Origin of the sequence: Actinobacillus vicugnae (assembly GCF_901687125.1) — a bacterium.
Taxonomy (GTDB): Bacteria; Pseudomonadota; Gammaproteobacteria; order Enterobacterales; family Pasteurellaceae; genus Actinobacillus; species Actinobacillus vicugnae.
Genome location: NZ_CABFJY010000046.1, coordinates 72,152 through 88,493 on the forward strand (window position 1 = coordinate 72,152; position 16,342 = coordinate 88,493).

Here is a 16,342-nt window from a genome sequence, read left to right on the forward strand (position 1 = left end):
CAAAGTGTTAAATGGAGCAATAGAATGCTTATTTTAAACAAACCCAATCATGCCAAAAAATATCTAGAAACCCTCTGCTATCTACCACAAAATGCAGAGAAAGTAGATTTTTTAAGCAGTAGCCGAGCGTTTAAAGACCGCATTTTAACGCTTATCAAAAATGCAAAAAAACGCATTTATTTGACTGCTTTATATTTCGAACAAGATGAAGCGGGGCAAGAAATTTTGAATGCTCTTTATCAAGCAAAATTAGCTAATCCAAATTTAGAAATCAAAGTATTAGTCGATTGGCACCGTGCTCAACGAGGTCGTATTGGCGAGGAAACGCTTAGTTCAAATGCCGATTGGTATGCGCAAACCAAACAGCAATATCATTTGCCAGCCGAGCAAGAAATTGAATTTTGGGGAGTGCCTATTAACGGTAGAGAGATTTTTGGTGTATTACATCTGAAAGGCTTTATCTTTGATAATACTCTACTGTATAGTGGTGCAAGTATTAATAACGTTTATCTACACCAGTTTGAACGTTATCGCTACGATCGCTACCATGTAATTGAGAATCAGCAGTTAGCAGATAGTATCGTTAGCTTTACGCAGCAGCATATTTTAACTAACCCAGCGGTAAATCGCTTAGATCAAACAGAACGTCCTGCAACGGTAAAAATTCGCCCATTAATTAAAGCGTTTCGCAAGCAACTAAGCCAACAAAGCTATCAATTTGCAGGGCAAACGCAAAATGGTGAACTTTGTTTAGCGCCTATTATGGGATTAGGACGTAAAAACCGCTTAAATAAAACTATTGAGGCCCTGTTTTATCAAGTACACAATAAACTGACGATTTGTACACCATACTTTAATTTCCCACGTTCATTACTAACACGTATTGCATGGTTACTTAATAACGGAAAACAGGTGGAAATTATTGTTGGCGATAAAACCGCTAATGACTTTTACACGCCGCCAGAAGAAAAATTCACCATGGCATCAGCGTTGCCTTATTTATATGAAAAAAACTTGCGAGCCTTTACTAAACGCTTTAGCTTTTACATTCAAAATCAGCAACTTACAGTAAGATTATGGAAAGATGGCGATAATACTTACCACTTAAAAGGGGTATGGATTGATGATCGTTATATTCTCCTAACAGGTAACAATTTAAACCCAAGAGCTTGGGGCTTAGACGCAGAAAATGCCGTGTTAATTCACGATCCAAAAGCGGAGCTCGCAAATAAAGCCCAACAAGAGCTAAATCAAATTCGAACCTATACCCAACAGCTTAGCCATTACAGCGATTTAGAAATGATTAAAGATTATCCATATAACGTACAAAAATTACTGAAAAAATTTGGGCGTGTAAAACTGGATAAAATCGTGAAAATGCTGTTATAACGATTTAATTAACTACGGATAACTTGGAGTGAATTCTTTGTTATCCGTCGCTTATTTATAAGGAACAAAAATGAGTGAACAAATTTATGGCATCCATGCCGTAAAAGCTTTCTTAGACAACGCACCAGAGCGACTAATTGAAGTACTGGTACTAAAAGGAAGAGAAGACAAACGTTTAACGCCATTATTAAATGAGCTACAACGTTTAGGCATATCGATTCAACAAGTAAACCGCCAAACGCTAGATAACAAAGCGCAGGGTGAAGTTCATCAAGGAATTATTGCCAAAGTGATTCCGCAAAAAGAATTAAACGAACAAGATCTTGATGCAATTCTGGCACAAAAACAAAATCCATTTTTATTAATTCTGGATGGCGTAACTGATCCTCACAATTTGGGTGCTTGTTTGCGAACCGCAGATGCTGCTGGTGTTGATGCTGTGATTGTGCCAAAAGATAAATCTGCACAGCTGACTTCAACTGCGCGTAAAGTAGCATGTGGTGCAGCTGAAACAGTACCTTTAATTCGTGTAACTAACCTTGCTCGCACCATGCGAGAGCTACAAGAACAACACAATATTTGGATTGTTGGTACAGCTGGCGAAGCAGATTCTGGTATTTATCAAGCAAAATTGACTGGCGCAATTGCGTTAGTGATGGGGGCGGAAGGCGATGGTATGCGTCGTTTAACCCGTGAACATTGCGATCAGCTAATTAGCATTCCAATGGCAGGGTCAGTTTCATCGCTTAATGTTTCAGTGGCGACAGGCGTGTGTTTATTTGAAATTGTACGCCAAAAACTCGCTATGCAATAATAGATTAAAAACGGAAGAAATCAGCGTCTTTTGCAAAATTTTTGCCGAATTTGACCGCTTATCTTTTCCGTTTTCAATAGAAAATCACTCACAATGGCACGCTTCATAAAGCGGTAATAACTGGCGAATAGTTTGGTAAATAAATTCTACAATATCAATCTGTTCGAGATCCGCTTTCTCAATATTCCGCCCGATACACCAAAAATCTTCATCATCTTTAAGCGATAACTCACTGACCTCAGCGAGCTTTTTAACATCAGCATATTCACTCTCTGTACCACGCCACACCTCAAAAGCTTGGTACTGCAAGCGGTCTAATTTTTCTAACCACTGATTATATTGTGCTAACGAAATTTGGGAACGATCCGCACGGTAGCAATGCCAATCCAAACAGACTTGTAAACGACGACGGTTTAAAATCACCGATAAAATCGCCGCCGAGTTTTGATTAAATTCATATTTATAGTAAGCAAAAAAATGCGCCCGCACCTGCCAACCATTACACCATCTCTCTATATGCGGATCAGCAAAAGGTGCGCCTAACTGACGAGCGACCTCTTGATGCAACGCCTTCCACTGCGCCCACTGTGCTTTATAATTCGCTTTAATCAATGGAATATCTTCAGGACAATACTTTTTCATTTGCGCAAATTGGAAAAACGGAATTTCAAATAATTCACAGCTTTTAGCATTAAGCATCTTTTTACTCCTTAAAAAAACAAGCGGTCAAATTCGCAACTTTTTTTGCAAATTCAACCGCTTACCATTAGTAGAATTTAACTACGAGTGTAAACAAATTCCACGCCTTCTTCGTCTTCTTCTGTCCAATCATCATCAAAGTCGTCCCAATCATCTTCTTCGATAGGGTTTTGCATTGCTTGTTGGTGATAATCGTCCCATTTGAATTTCACTTCATCGGCTTCTTTATTTTCTTCTTCGACTTCGCGAGGATTTGCTTCGATAAAGTCCATAATATCACGGGTAAGATTCTGGACGTTTTGACCAGTTACTGCAGAAATTAAATAGTAATCACCTTCCCAACCGATCTGCTCTACAATTTCTTGCGCGCGAGCTTGTGCTTCTTCTTCGCCAATCGTATCGATTTTATTAAACACTAACCATGTTGGTTTTTCTGATAATTTTTCGCTGTATTGGTAAAGCTCACTTTCGATTACTGAAATATTGTGTGCAGGATCGCTTTCATCAATCGGCATAATATCGACTAAATGAATTAGCACTCGGCAACGTTCAAGGTGTTTTAAGAAACGGATACCTAAGCCCGCACCGTCTGCTGCACCTTCGATCAAACCTGGAATATCCGCTACCACAAAGCTACGATCTGCGCCCACACGAGCCACACCTAAACTTGGCACTAAGGTAGTAAACGGATAATCTGCTACTTTCGGTTTTGCTGCCGATACGGCACGAATAAAGGTTGATTTACCTGCATTCGGTAAACCAAGCATTCCTACGTCTGCAAGTAACATTAGCTCAAGTAATAAATCACGTTTTTCACCTAGTGTACCATTCGTTTTCTGGCGTGGCGCGCGGTTTACTGAAGATTTAAAACGCGTATTACCTAAACCATGATAGCCACCTTTTGCCACCAGCATTTTCATACCGTGTTTGGTTAAATCACCAATCACTTCTTGAGTGTCATTGTCAATCGCACGAGTACCAACAGGCACTCGCAATGTAATATCATTACCACGGTGTCCTGTACAGCCTGCACTACGACCATTTTCACCACGACCTGCGGCATAACGCTTTTCAAAACGGTAGTCGATAAGGGTATTTAAGTTCTCATCAGCGATAAGATATACATCACCACCATCGCCACCATCTCCTCCGTCAGGACCACCTTTCGGGATATATTTTTCACGGCGGAAACTTACACAACCGTTACCGCCATCACCTGCTTCTACACGAATCAGGGCTTCATCAATAAATTTCATTTTATTTCCTTTATATTTTTCCCCTCTTTTTACTCTCTCCCACAAAGGAGGAGAAAGTTATCTAAAAGAGAGGAAACGTGTTACATTTTTTCTACCGTTTTAATACCTAATAAATCTAAACCTTGCTTTAAGGTTTTTGCGGTTAAAGCAGCTAAATTTAAACGGCTGTTTTTCACACTGTCTTCAGCATTTAACATTGGACAAGCCTCATAGAAACTTGAGAATGTGCCTGCTAATTCATAGAGATATTGGCAAAGAATATGTGGCATACCGTCTTTTACCACACCATTTAACGCTTCTTCAAATTGCAATAACTTCACAGCTAATGCACGTTCTTTATCTTCGGTTAAGTGAATTTCACCGTTTAAGCTATTTGCATCAATACCTGCACGGTTGAAGATTGAACGAATACGAGTGTAAGCATACTGCATATACGGCGCAGTGTTGCCTTCAAAAGTCAGCATATTATCCCAATCGAACACGTAATCTGTGGTACGATTTTTCGAAAGATCCGAATATTTCACCGAGCCAATTGCGACTGCTTCTACTACCGCTGCTTTTTCTTCTGCGGTCAAATCGGTTGAACGTGCTGAAATTAATTTATTTGCACGCTCTACTGCTTCATCTAGCAAATCTTTTAGTTTAACGGTTCCACCTGAACGGGTTTTAAATGGTTTGCCATCTTTACCTAACATCATACCGAAGAACGGGTGTTCAAGGCTGAAACTGTCTGGCACATAACCTGCTTTACGAGTGATAAGCCACGCTTGTTGCATATGCTGTGCTTGGCGAGAATCTGAGAATACCAGCGCGCGATCTCCCTTCAAGGTTTCATAACGATATTTCGCTGCAGCAATGTCAGTTGTAGTATATAAGAAACCACCGTCTTTTTTCTGTACAATAACGCCCATTGGATCGCCATCTTTGTTCTTAAATTCATCTAAAAACACCACTAATGCACCGTCATCTTCTACCGCTAAACCTTTTGCTTTTAAGTCTGCCACGATTTCAGGCAACATTGGGTTGTACAGGCTTTCACCCATCACATCTCTTTCGGAAAGGGTTACATTTAAGCGGTCGTAATTTTCTTGGTTGTGGTGCATGGTAATATCGACCAATTTTTTCCACATTGTGAGGCAATATTCATCACCACTTTGTAATTTCACCACGTAATTACGTGCTTTTTCGGCAAAGGCTTCATCACTATCATAATGCTCTTTTGCGGCACGGTAGAAGGCTTCTAAATCACTTAATTCCATCGCACTTGCGTGTTCATTTTCCATTTTTTCTAGGTAGGCGATTAACATACCGAATTGTGTGCCCCAGTCGCCCACGTGATTCGCTCGGATTACGTTATTACCTAAAAATTCTAAGGTACGCACCACGGCATCACCAATAATCGTTGAACGTAAATGACCAACGTGCATTTCTTTTGCTACGTTTGGCGAAGAATAGTCGATAACAATCGTTTGTGGATTTGCAGTTTTAATCCCAAAATTAACCGCTTGTAATGCTTCGCTGGCTTGAGCTGCTAACCAAGTTTGGTTTAAGAAAATATTAATAAAACCAGGGCCTGCGATTTCTAATTTATCGGCGATACCACTTAAATCTGCGTTATCTAAAATTTTCTGCGCAAACTCACGCGGGTTCATGCCTAGTTTTTTCGCAGCGCCCATAGCGCCATTTGCTTGATAATCGCCAAATTCGGGTTTGCTTGATTGACGAACGAGCGCTTCCACATTTTTATCTGCGCCTGCTACAATCATTGCTTGTTTGATTTTGTCTGATAAAATTTGTTGAATATTCACGAATATATAACCTTTTTTAACGTGCACTATTTGCACAACTCTAATTTAAGAAATCCGAATAGCGTCTAAAAACGCACCCTAAAGGGAAAACGCTCTATGATACAAGAAAATGCAAAATTTTACGAGAAAATGACCGCTTGTTTTGGCGATTTTTCTGAATTTCAACAAAAAATTCAGCAAATTGCACAACTGGCAATGCTCGATTTAAATCAATTTAAGATCGATCATTTAGCCGTCAGAATGAATGATTGGCAAACCGCAGAAAATTGGAAAGAAATCTTGCTTGAACATGGACAATTACTCAAGCAAAGCGAGGTAAACGGGCGTCCAATTACGCTTATTAAGCTCAATCAGCCAATTTCGTTTTTAGGGCAAGCGGTGTCAATTATCGAATTGCCGTTTCCTAAAGATAAAGTTTATCCGCAGCAAGGCTGGGAACATATTGAAATTGTGCACCCAATGCAACAAAATGAAACGGTTGAGCAATGGGCTCAACGTAGTTTGAAGCAGTTTCATTTGTCAATTAACGCGAATCTTTCGATCAAAATCAGCCAGCCTAAAGTTGAGGGAGAGCAATTACCAAATCCAAGTATTGCAATTACAGTAAAGAATGCAACTTATTGCAATCCTTATTGTCTAAAGCTCCACCCTTATGATATAAATGAGGTTATTCGTTCAGAAAGCAATTTCTGAGCAATTTTTCATTGGAGAATAATATGAAAAAATTTAGTTTCGCAGCAGCTTTAATGGCAAGTTTAACACTTGTTGGTTGTGCAAATACCGATATTTATAGCGGTAGCGTATATAGCTCAAACCAAGCAAAAGAAGCGCGTTCAATTAGTTATGGTACTATCGTTTCTGTGCGTGATGTAAAAATCCAAGCAGATAACCAAGGTGTATTAGGTACAGTTGGTGGTGGCGTACTTGGCGGCGTAGCAGGTTCAACAATCGGTGGTGGTAGCGGTCGTGCCGTTGCAAGTGCAGTAGGTGCAATTGCAGGTGCAGTGATTGGTAGCACGGTTGAAGAAAAAGCGACTCAGGTTTCTTCATTAGAAATGGTGATTCGCAAAGATGACGGCAAGGAAATTGTTGTCGTACAGAAAAAAGAAGAGGGTTTCGTACCAGGTAAACGCGTTCGTATCGTAGGATCAAATGCTGACCTGAATGTATCACTTCTTTAATCTAGCTCTTTTTTAAGGATATTTACATAATGAAAAAATTTTCTCTCGCGCTGTTAGCGACAGTTGCTCTTGCGGCTTGTACACAAGACTTTTATGCAGATAAAGGTAATGCAACTGTATTAAGTTCTAAAGATCTTTCAAAAGATACGGTAGAACTAACTGTTCGTAAAGATAATGGTGAAGTAGTTACCATGACTCGTAAATATGATTCTCATGCTGCTGTTGGTGCAAGAGTAAACGTGTCAGATAATATTGAAAACAAAGATGAAGATGTAAAAACTATTCATCGCTATGAATTTAAATAATTTAAATTAGAATGAAGTGCCAAAGTATTTTGGCACTTTTTTTGTCTTTTTATAGCCAACGGCGTACCTCAGCACAATATTCTACAAACGTTTGCCCAAACTTTTCCTTGAGTATTCGCTCTTCTGGTTTAATTTGAAAACGATTTAAATAGTAAACAAAGCCAATAATTACGAGAGTACCAAAGTAACGATTTAACCAAATCAACCACGCAATCAAACAGAAAAGCAAACTTAGATACATTGGATTACGACTGAAACGATAAATCCCCCTTTGCACTAACACAGATGTTTTTTCTGGATTCTGAGGGCTAATCGTAGTGCTCTGCTGATAAAAAGCATAAAGACTGGCAATTGCTATAGCAACACCGATGAATAAAATCGGATAACTTAACCATTGCGGAACGGGATAATGTTCTGCTTTAGGCAATAAATAAATCAAGCCAGCGCAGATCATAAAAAGTAATGGTGGAGGAAGTTTGAGTTCTAAATGATCCATAAACTTTACCAAAATAGCTAAAAAAAGACCGCTTGCAACGAATACAAGCGGTTGATTTTATTGAAAATTTCACAATTATACGTTAAAGCGGAAGTGCATTACATCACCGTCTTGAACGATATAATCTTTACCTTCTAAACGCCATTTACCCGCTTCTTTCGCACCTGCCTCACCTTTATTATCGATAAAGTCTTGGTAGCCGATCACTTCTGCACGGATAAAACCTTTTTCGAAATCAGTATGGATCACAGCCGCTGCTTTTGGCGCTGTCGCACCAACCGAAACAGTCCAAGCACGTACTTCTTTCACACCAGCGGTGAAATAAGTTTGTAGATTTAATAAACGATAACCTGCACGAATTACGCGGTTTAAACCTGGTTCTTCAATGCCTAAATCTTGTAAAAATTCTACTTTTTCTTCGTCGTCTAATTCGGCAATTTCAGATTCAATCGCTGCACATACAGGCACAACCACGGCACCTTCTTTTTCTGCAATCTCACGCACACGATCTAAATATGGGTTATTTTCAAAACCGTCTTCATTCACGTTTGCAATGTACATTGTTGGTTTTAAGGTTAAGAAGTTATAACCTTTGATTGCGTGTAATTCATCTTTATCTAAATCTACCGAACGAATCATGCCCGCATTTTCAAGTACAGGTAAGATTTTTTCCATAATCGATAATTCAAATTTCGCATCTTTATCGCCACCTTTAGCACGTTTTTGTAAACGTTGAATAGCACGTTCACAGCTATCTAAATCGGCAAGTGCTAGTTCGGTATTGATAATTTCGATATCATCTGCTGGGTCAATTTTACCTGCAACGTGTACGATATCATCATTTTCGAAACAACGCACGACATGACCAATCGCATCTGTTTCGCGGATATTCGCTAAGAATTTATTACCTAAACCTTCGCCTTTGCTTGCCCCCGCTACAAGGCCTGCAATATCCACAAATTCCATTGTAGTTGGAAGCACTCGCTCAGGTTTTACAATTTCTGCTAAAGCATCTAAGCGAGGGTCTGGCATTGGCACCACACCTGTGTTTGGTTCAATTGTACAGAACGGATAGTTAGCCGCTTCAATACCTGCTTTTGTTAATGCGTTGAATAGTGTTGATTTACCTACGTTTGGTAAACCTACGATACCACATTTAAATCCCATAATTTTTCCTTTATTAGAACGAACTAAAGTCCGCCATTACTATCAAAAAAGTTTAGTGCGTTTATACGCATACTTTAGATTAATTAATACATTTTTGGTAAGGAACTTCCTTACCTAATTTCGCAGTTGCTTTAGATGTACTCGATGTTGTAGCTTCTAACTCATTAATATACATTCGACAAGTTGAGTGATCTGAATCATACGAAACCTCATAGTCTTTGCCTGCTTCAGGCATAAACTCACCTCGAATTTCACAAGAGTAAACATAAAATTGGCTACCTCGGACAACAGCTAATTTCCCTGCAGTAATAACTTGTTCCGTGAATGAGACCGTATCTGTAAATTCATCACTGTTGATGGCTTCTTCACTCATATTAGTTAGCGGCATTCCAACACTGATATTTTTTAATGTTCGACGTAGCAGATCATTATGTATATTGTCTCTACTAAATGGATTACGGCTAATACCTTTCTTAGATTTGTTGGTGAGGTCTTGACAACTTGTATCATTTAATACTTTAGTTGTAGCATTACCATTCGAATTATAAACACGAATACGCGCTTCTGTTTTTGGATCATAATCAACATTTTTTGTCACTAAAACTGCTCAAGCAGAACAGGCTGATAAGACTACAGTACAGATTAAAGTGAATGCCAATTTTTTCATTATTTTTCTCTTAGTTTTTAAAACTATTTAACCGATTTGTTGCTTTAGTTACACCCTCTTTAAACCAAATTTCCACACAGCGACTTGCTTCATCAATAGCAGCATTTATTTTTTCTTGATCTTGTGACGCAGGTTTGCTTAATACATAACTGGCGACTAATTCTTTACTACCTGGATGTCCAATCCCAATTCGAACACGATAAAAATTATTGTTATTAGCCAGTGCTGCAACAATATCTTTTAAGCCATTATGACCGCCATGACCGCCACCTTGCTTGATTTTTGCCACGCCAGCAGGTAAATCCAACTCATCGTGAGCAACTAAAATCTCTTCGGGTTTAATTCGATAGAAATTGGCCAAAGCACCTACGGCTTTACCACTTAAATTCATAAAAGTGGTTGGAACTAATAAGCGAACTTCACCGCTTGCAGTATTAATTTTTGCCACTTTTCCGAAAAATTTAGCTTCTTCTTTTAAGCTAACATTAAACTGACGAGCAATTTCATTAACCAGCCATTCGCCTGCATTGTGGCGAGTGTCTTCGTATTTAGCCCCTGGATTGGCAAGACCAACGATAAGTTTAATTTGCGACATTTTCTGTCCTATTTGATTAATAGCGGAAAGCCCTAAACGAAAAACGTCTATTGTAGGCAAAAAGGGCATTTTCTACAAGGAAAAAGCCCTTTTTTCACTGAATTTATACGCTTAATGAATTTGTAACCTCAGTCTCGTTTTTAACCGCTTTCGGATCTTCGCCATATTTATTTGCAAAGCGTTGTCCATCTTTAAACATCAAAATTAATGAGAAAATAAGGGCTCCGATTACAATCACTAGCGTGAATATATAAAGTGTACTTTCTAGTGCGCTAATTGTGCCACCTAATTCAACATCTATCGCAAATAAGCTCGCCAATACAAAAACGATGAGCAGCGCATAAGGAAACAATTGCCACCAACCAGACCAACCTAAATCATGTAAGCGACGAGCGGCTAGACTAATTGAGGTAATAGAAATCACCAACTGGTAAAGTACAAATAAAATATCTAAACCAGATGCTAAACTTTCTAGCCCTAACGCACTAGCAACGCCTGCTAACAAGCCAACTACCAAGCCAATCAGCATATTGATCAGGACAAACCAGCCATATTCTCTACGTCTAGCACGACCATTAAAATTAAATGTATTTTTAAGCGAATGTAAAAACCAATTCATAATGTTTCCTTAATTTTAGTCATTTTGATTTAATACTGAATTTTTCGGGCTTTTGCCATACTGATTAGTAAATGGTTGCCCATCTGTAAAGGTAAGATAGCAGAAATGAGCTAATATAATCATAAAGCTACTAGAAATAACTAATTCGCCTTCTTTTGAAGCGTATATTTCATCAATAATTTCCATAGGCACAAAAACCAATATGCACATTAGAATATTTACGATAACGAATAACGATTGATACCACCCCGAATAACCTAAATCATGAAAGCGACGTGCTGTCACACTGGTAAGCGGAAATAAAAGTAAAATATCTAGAGCATCATTAACAAGGTTAGCCATATCAGCAATATGTGGTAAACGTAGCGCAAATAGCACTTTCGCCAAAAAGGAAATTAACCAACTACTCCCTTCGTAAAACAGAATAAACCAACCAAATTCTAAGCGTCTTGCACGTCCTGAATAATCAAATGTATGGCGCAACACATACATACATAAACCATAGCATCTATGCCTCCTATGCATTCAAATAATAATTATTCGTTTTTTGTAAATTTTGAAGCAAATTAGACCGCTTGTCACACAATTTGAATAAATTTACCTGCGTAGGTTGTTCTAAATGCATAAATCAGCGAAAATAACCCCGTATTTTTAGGTGGCTTGCCACCCTTTTTTGTTTTAATTTTAATCTAGAGAAAAGCATGTCATACCCACAAGAAGTCAATAAACGTCGCACCTTTGCGATTATTTCTCACCCCGATGCGGGTAAAACCACCATCACTGAAAAAGTCCTACTTTACGGCAATGCAATTCAAACGGCGGGGTCGGTAAAAGGTAAAGGTTCTAGTGCTCATGCAAAATCAGACTGGATGGAAATGGAAAAACAACGTGGTATCTCAATTACCACCTCTGTAATGCAATTCCCTTACAATAATTGTTTAGTAAACTTACTTGATACACCAGGACACGAAGACTTCTCTGAAGATACTTACCGCACCCTCACCGCTGTAGATAGCTGTTTAATGGTTATCGACAGTGCAAAAGGTGTTGAAGAACGTACCATTAAACTTATGGAAGTTACGCGCCTGCGTGATACACCGATTTTAACCTTTATGAATAAACTCGACCGAGATATTCGTGATCCAATGGAATTATTAGACGAAGTAGAAAGCGTGCTAAAAATCCGTTGTGCGCCTATTACTTGGCCGATTGGCTGTGGTAAATTGTTTAAAGGCGTGTATCACATTGCTAAAGATGAAACTTATCTTTATCAGTCAGGTCAAGGTTCCACTATTCAAGAAGTACGTATTGTAAAAGGCTTAAATAGCCCAGAACTTGATGCTGCCGTAGGTGATGATTTAGCTAACCAATTACGTGAAGAATTGGAACTTGTACAAGGTGCATCAAACGAATTTGATCACGAAGCATTTATTAACGGTGAGCTAACCCCTGTATTTTTCGGTACTGCATTAGGTAACTTTGGTGTAGATCATTTCCTAGATGGCTTAACCGAATGGGCGCCAAAACCACAAGCACGCGAAACTGATCTTCGTACGGTTGAATCAAGTGAAGAAAAATTCTCTGGTTTTGTGTTTAAGATCCAAGCAAATATGGATCCAAAACACCGTGACCGAGTTGCCTTTATGCGAGTGGTATCTGGCAAATATGAAAAAGGCATGAAGCTAAAACACGTACGTATTGGCAAAGATGTGGTGATTTCTGATGCGCTAACCTTTATGGCTGGTGACCGCTCACACGCAGAAGAAGCCTACGCAGGTGATATTATTGGTTTACATAACCACGGTACTATTCAAATTGGCGATACCTTCACCCAAGGTGAAATGATGAAATTCACGGGTATCCCTAACTTCGCACCCGAGCTTTTCCGTCGTATTCGTTTAAAAGATCCGCTCAAACAAAAACAATTACTGAAAGGTTTAGTGCAACTTTCTGAAGAAGGTGCGGTGCAAGTATTCCGCCCTCTAATGAATAACGACCTGATTGTAGGTGCCGTGGGCGTGCTCCAGTTTGATGTGGTTGTATCACGTTTAAAAACGGAATATAACGTAGAAGCGATTTATGAAACTGTGAATGTTGCAACCGCTCGTTGGGTTGAATGTAAAGACGCGAAGAAATTCGAAGAATTTAAACGCAAAAATGAGCAAAACCTTGCATTAGATGGTGGTGATAATCTGACTTATATCGCTCCAACCATGGTAAATTTAAACTTGGCACAAGAACGCTATCCTGATGTTGATTTCTTCAAAACTCGTGAACACTAACTAAAACTAGCGGTCGAATTTTGCAATTTTGTTGCAAAAAATCACCGCTTATTTTGCAACAAAAAATGCGACCCTAAAGGTCGCATTTTTATTATCTGTGGTTAAAAGGAGAAATTACCAGAAGTACCCCATACCTACCGAGCCACCAAGCTCTTTACGGGTGTTAGCACTGAAAGAGACTTTCACTCCAACGCCACTTGGTAACGATTGTGAATAACCTACCGCTACCGCTGTTTGGCTTTCATATTGACCTACAGCCGCAGTTACACCTGATTGACCTGCTGGCGCTTGTAATAAGCCTGCGGTTGCAATCGCAGATGCTGTACCTGCTTTACGATCTTTGTTTAAACGGTTTAAACGTCTGTCAAAATCATTACGTGTTTGATTTAACTGACGAACATTTACTGCGTCTGTCGCATTTACCCCGTCTGCAACGTTAGTAATACGTTTGTTATTCATATTAATGCCGTTGCTATCAATTGTCGGTCCATTGTTTACTGAAACCGAATCCGCAACTACTTTCGCAAATGTTGGATTATCTACAGTTGCCACCGTAATTGTGTTTGCATCTTGGGTAATTGCAATATTTTTACCTGAATTTACCGCTACTGTTTCACCTGGTTTCACATTATGACTTGTTACTGTGCCATCAGCAGCTTTTGTAGAAACCGTTACGCCTTCAGTTGCGGCTGCTGCAGTATCAATCTTAGATTTAATTTCTTCAGATAACGCGTAGACGACTTTGCCTTTGCCATCCGTAGTTACATTTAAATCTGAGGTTGCACCAAATGTTAAGCTATCGCCTTGTTCTAATGTCCAAGTATCCGCTAAACCATCAGCGTTTAATGCAGTTTCATTGTTGCTCACATTGAAAGTATAAGCGGTTGATTTATCTGCTTTTTCATCAAGCTGTGCTTTATTTACTGCATCTGTTGCATTTACCCCAGCTGATACATTACTGATCGTGTTATCCGCAGCATTAATGCCTTCTGTTGTAAGTTTTGGACCATTCGTTACGCCAACAGAAGTTGTTACTGCCACTTGATTCGCATTTATAACATCACTGTCTATATGCGCAATATCTGAAGAACCTGCAACAATTTGATCCGCATTAACACGAGAAATATTACCTGTGCCAGCATTAATTTGATCGACATTAATGAGTGCAGTATCAGTGGTACCTGCAACAATTTGATCCGCATTAATATGAGAAATGTTACCTGTACCAGCATTAATTTGATCGGCATTAATAAGTGCGGTATCAGTGGTACCTGCAACAATTTGATCCACATTAATATGAGAAATATTACCTGTGCCAGCATTAATTTGATCAGCATTAATGAGTGCGGTATTCGTTGTGCCTACAACAGCTTGCTCTGAAGGAGAGGCAGCGACAAGCTCAGAAATTAACTCATCTGTTGAAATAGCTGAGGTTGTTGCTGTCGCTAAGCTTGTAGAAAGCAATGATGCTACATCTAAAGTATAGCTACTTGCGCTATCAGCGCTTTCAGATGCACTCGTTAAACCTGTGCTACTTACTAGTTCTGATACCGTAGCACTTGGATAATAAATCAACGAATTACTTGCTAAGATTTGATATAACTGAGCCCCATTAATTGCATCAGTACTAAATTCAGAAATATCACCTGCAGCTAAATTCGTAATACCATTAGCACTGATAGTAGGACCATTTGAAACATTGATCGTATCTACTACATTTAAATTATCCGTATCGATCGTATTTGAAGATAAACCAACTGTACGAATACGATATGCATCAACCACACCTGAAACAGCAAGTGATTCTGTTCTTACACGCGCAGCGTCCACAATACCTGTTGCTGATAAAGAGCCAGTTCTAATACGAGCAGCATCAATCACCCCTGAAGCCGCTAATGAACCTGTTCTTACACGCGTTGCATCAATAATACCTGATGCAGATAAATAACCTGTAGTTACATTTTCCGCATTCATTTGTTTTGAATTTACGGCATTTGAAGCGGTTAAATTTGCTGTATTTACTTGGGTTGCATTCACGGCATTTGAAGCCGTTAATGAAGCCGTATTAATTTGCGTTGCATTTACCGCATCTGAAGCCGTTAATGAAGCCGTATTAATTTGCGTTGCGTTTACTGCATCTTTTGCCGTAATTGAATCGCTGTTTACTTGAGTTGCATTGACCGCTTTTGCATCAATTACTGTTGATTTCACATTTTCCGCATTCACTTGTTGTGAATTTACAGCATTTGAAGCGGTTAAATTCGCCGTATTTACTTGGGTTGCATTCACGGCATTTGAAGCCGTTAATGAAGCCGTATTAATTTGCGTCGCATTTACTGCATCTGAAGCTGTTAATGAAGCGGTATTAATTTGCGTTGCATTTACTGCATCCGAAGCCGTTAATGAAGCGGTATTAACTTGTGTTGCGTTTACGGTTTTTGCATCAATTTCATTTGTACTTACCGTAAATGTATTTAAACGATTCGTATTTGATGTGGTTGCATTCAGCACATTTGCAGCCACATTAAGCGCATTGATTTGTGCTGAATTTACAGATTCTGAAGCGGTTAATGCGATAGTATTTACTTTAGTTGCATTTACTGCGCCTGACGCTGTTAATGCGGCAGTATTAATTTGGGTTGCATTTACCGCATCTGAAGCCGTTAATGAAGCGGTATTAATTTGGGTTGCATTTACCGCACCAGATGCAGTAATAGATCCCGTATTAACTTGCATTGCATTAACTGCATCGCTATGTAATGTGGTGGTATTTATTGATGAAAACTCAACATTATTCGCAGAAGAAATATTTAATGTATTTCCTTCTGCTGCAAGGTTGATATTATTATCTGAATTAACAACAACTTTATTTGCATTATCTGCAGTAACCGTTGCGGTGTTTAATTCATTTGCCATTGATGTTGCATAAAAAGATGATAATGCTAAGGCAATTATCGTTTTAGTCATTTTATTATGTACACACATATTCCACCTCAATATAAGGAAGTTGATTTTTTCAGTTAAATTTCTTTCATTATTCTTTATGGTAAAAATCATAAATAAC

The 16,342-nt window shown here is 38.9% G+C and carries 16 protein-coding genes; 6 read left to right on the forward strand and 10 right to left on the reverse strand.

Annotation, left to right across the window (positions count from 1 at the left end; genetic code table 11):
* The first annotated feature begins 24 nt into the window (after positions 1 to 24).
* On the forward strand, positions 25 to 1,389 hold the full coding sequence (gene pssA, locus F8M47_RS09455; RefSeq protein ID WP_150539835.1) for a CDP-diacylglycerol--serine O-phosphatidyltransferase: 1,365 nt from the start codon (positions 25 to 27) through the stop codon (positions 1,387 to 1,389).
* Positions 1,390 to 1,459: 70 nt separating this feature from the next.
* A complete protein-coding gene (gene rlmB, locus F8M47_RS09460; protein WP_150539836.1) occupies positions 1,460 to 2,203 on the forward strand; it encodes a 23S rRNA (guanosine(2251)-2'-O)-methyltransferase RlmB in 744 nt (247 codons plus the stop codon).
* Positions 2,204 to 2,287: 84 nt separating this feature from the next.
* Here the strand turns inward: rlmB and F8M47_RS09465 are convergent, their stop codons facing one another.
* From F8M47_RS09465 to argS, 3 genes are all read right to left on the reverse strand, one after another.
* Complete coding sequence (locus tag F8M47_RS09465) at positions 2,288 to 2,902, reverse strand: HI_0552 family protein (RefSeq protein ID WP_150539837.1); 615 nt, start codon at positions 2,900 to 2,902, stop codon at positions 2,288 to 2,290.
* 77 nt (positions 2,903 to 2,979) lie between these two features.
* Positions 2,980 to 4,158, reverse strand: a complete 1,179-nt coding sequence (cgtA, locus tag F8M47_RS09470; protein ID WP_150539838.1) for an Obg family GTPase CgtA — start codon at positions 4,156 to 4,158, stop codon at positions 2,980 to 2,982.
* 80 nt (positions 4,159 to 4,238) lie between these two features.
* Positions 4,239 to 5,966: an arginine--tRNA ligase gene (gene argS / locus F8M47_RS09475; protein WP_150539839.1), complete on the reverse strand. Its 1,728-nt coding sequence runs from the start codon at positions 5,964 to 5,966 to the stop codon at positions 4,239 to 4,241.
* 96 nt (positions 5,967 to 6,062) lie between these two features.
* On the opposite strand from argS, the gene F8M47_RS09480 reads away from it, so the two are divergent.
* The 3 genes from F8M47_RS09480 to F8M47_RS09490 are packed head-to-tail and all read left to right on the forward strand — an operon-like array spanning position 6,063 to position 7,452.
* A complete protein-coding gene (locus F8M47_RS09480) occupies positions 6,063 to 6,659 on the forward strand; it encodes a VOC family protein (protein ID WP_150539840.1) in 597 nt (198 codons plus the stop codon).
* A 23-nt stretch (positions 6,660 to 6,682) separates the two neighbouring features.
* Positions 6,683 to 7,147, forward strand: coding sequence for an outer membrane lipoprotein (locus F8M47_RS09485; RefSeq protein ID WP_150539841.1), 465 nt, complete (start codon positions 6,683 to 6,685; stop codon positions 7,145 to 7,147).
* A gap of 29 nt (positions 7,148 to 7,176) precedes the next feature.
* The gene (locus F8M47_RS09490; RefSeq protein WP_150539842.1) at positions 7,177 to 7,452 is read left to right on the forward strand and encodes a deoxyribose-phosphate aldolase; all 276 of its coding nucleotides are present in this window, start codon (positions 7,177 to 7,179) and stop codon (positions 7,450 to 7,452) included.
* Between the two features lie 49 nt (positions 7,453 to 7,501).
* Here the strand turns inward: F8M47_RS09490 and F8M47_RS09495 are convergent, their stop codons facing one another.
* The 6 genes from F8M47_RS09495 to F8M47_RS09520 all read right to left on the reverse strand — a co-directional run bounded on the left by F8M47_RS09495 (position 7,502) and on the right by F8M47_RS09520 (position 11,488).
* The gene (locus F8M47_RS09495; protein WP_150539843.1) at positions 7,502 to 7,948 is read right to left on the reverse strand and encodes a methyltransferase family protein; all 447 of its coding nucleotides are present in this window, start codon (positions 7,946 to 7,948) and stop codon (positions 7,502 to 7,504) included.
* Positions 7,949 to 8,023: 75 nt separating this feature from the next.
* Positions 8,024 to 9,115 carry a redox-regulated ATPase YchF gene (gene ychF / locus F8M47_RS09500; RefSeq protein WP_039197748.1) on the reverse strand — a complete coding sequence of 364 codons (1,092 nt, stop codon included), beginning with the start codon at positions 9,113 to 9,115 and terminating at the stop codon, positions 8,024 to 8,026.
* Positions 9,116 to 9,194: 79 nt separating this feature from the next.
* Positions 9,195 to 9,713 (reverse strand): hypothetical protein, encoded by a 519-nt coding sequence (locus F8M47_RS09505; RefSeq protein ID WP_150539844.1) that lies wholly within the window; start codon positions 9,711 to 9,713, stop codon positions 9,195 to 9,197.
* A gap of 79 nt (positions 9,714 to 9,792) precedes the next feature.
* Positions 9,793 to 10,377 carry an aminoacyl-tRNA hydrolase gene (gene pth / locus F8M47_RS09510; RefSeq protein WP_150539845.1) on the reverse strand — a complete coding sequence of 195 codons (585 nt, stop codon included), beginning with the start codon at positions 10,375 to 10,377 and terminating at the stop codon, positions 9,793 to 9,795.
* A 103-nt stretch (positions 10,378 to 10,480) separates the two neighbouring features.
* The gene (locus F8M47_RS09515; RefSeq protein WP_150539846.1) at positions 10,481 to 10,996 is read right to left on the reverse strand and encodes a DUF805 domain-containing protein; all 516 of its coding nucleotides are present in this window, start codon (positions 10,994 to 10,996) and stop codon (positions 10,481 to 10,483) included.
* Between the two features lie 15 nt (positions 10,997 to 11,011).
* Positions 11,012 to 11,488: a DUF805 domain-containing protein gene (locus F8M47_RS09520; RefSeq protein WP_167509615.1), complete on the reverse strand. Its 477-nt coding sequence runs from the start codon at positions 11,486 to 11,488 to the stop codon at positions 11,012 to 11,014.
* Between the two features lie 209 nt (positions 11,489 to 11,697).
* Between F8M47_RS09520 and prfC the strand changes: the two genes are divergently transcribed.
* The gene (gene prfC, locus F8M47_RS09525) at positions 11,698 to 13,278 is read left to right on the forward strand and encodes a peptide chain release factor 3 (RefSeq protein WP_150539848.1); all 1,581 of its coding nucleotides are present in this window, start codon (positions 11,698 to 11,700) and stop codon (positions 13,276 to 13,278) included.
* Between the two features lie 114 nt (positions 13,279 to 13,392).
* Here prfC and F8M47_RS09530 read toward each other — a convergent pair whose 3' ends face one another.
* Positions 13,393 to 16,245 (reverse strand): YadA family autotransporter adhesin, encoded by a 2,853-nt coding sequence (locus tag F8M47_RS09530; protein WP_244298113.1) that lies wholly within the window; start codon positions 16,243 to 16,245, stop codon positions 13,393 to 13,395.
* Positions 16,246 to 16,342 lie beyond the last annotated feature (97 nt).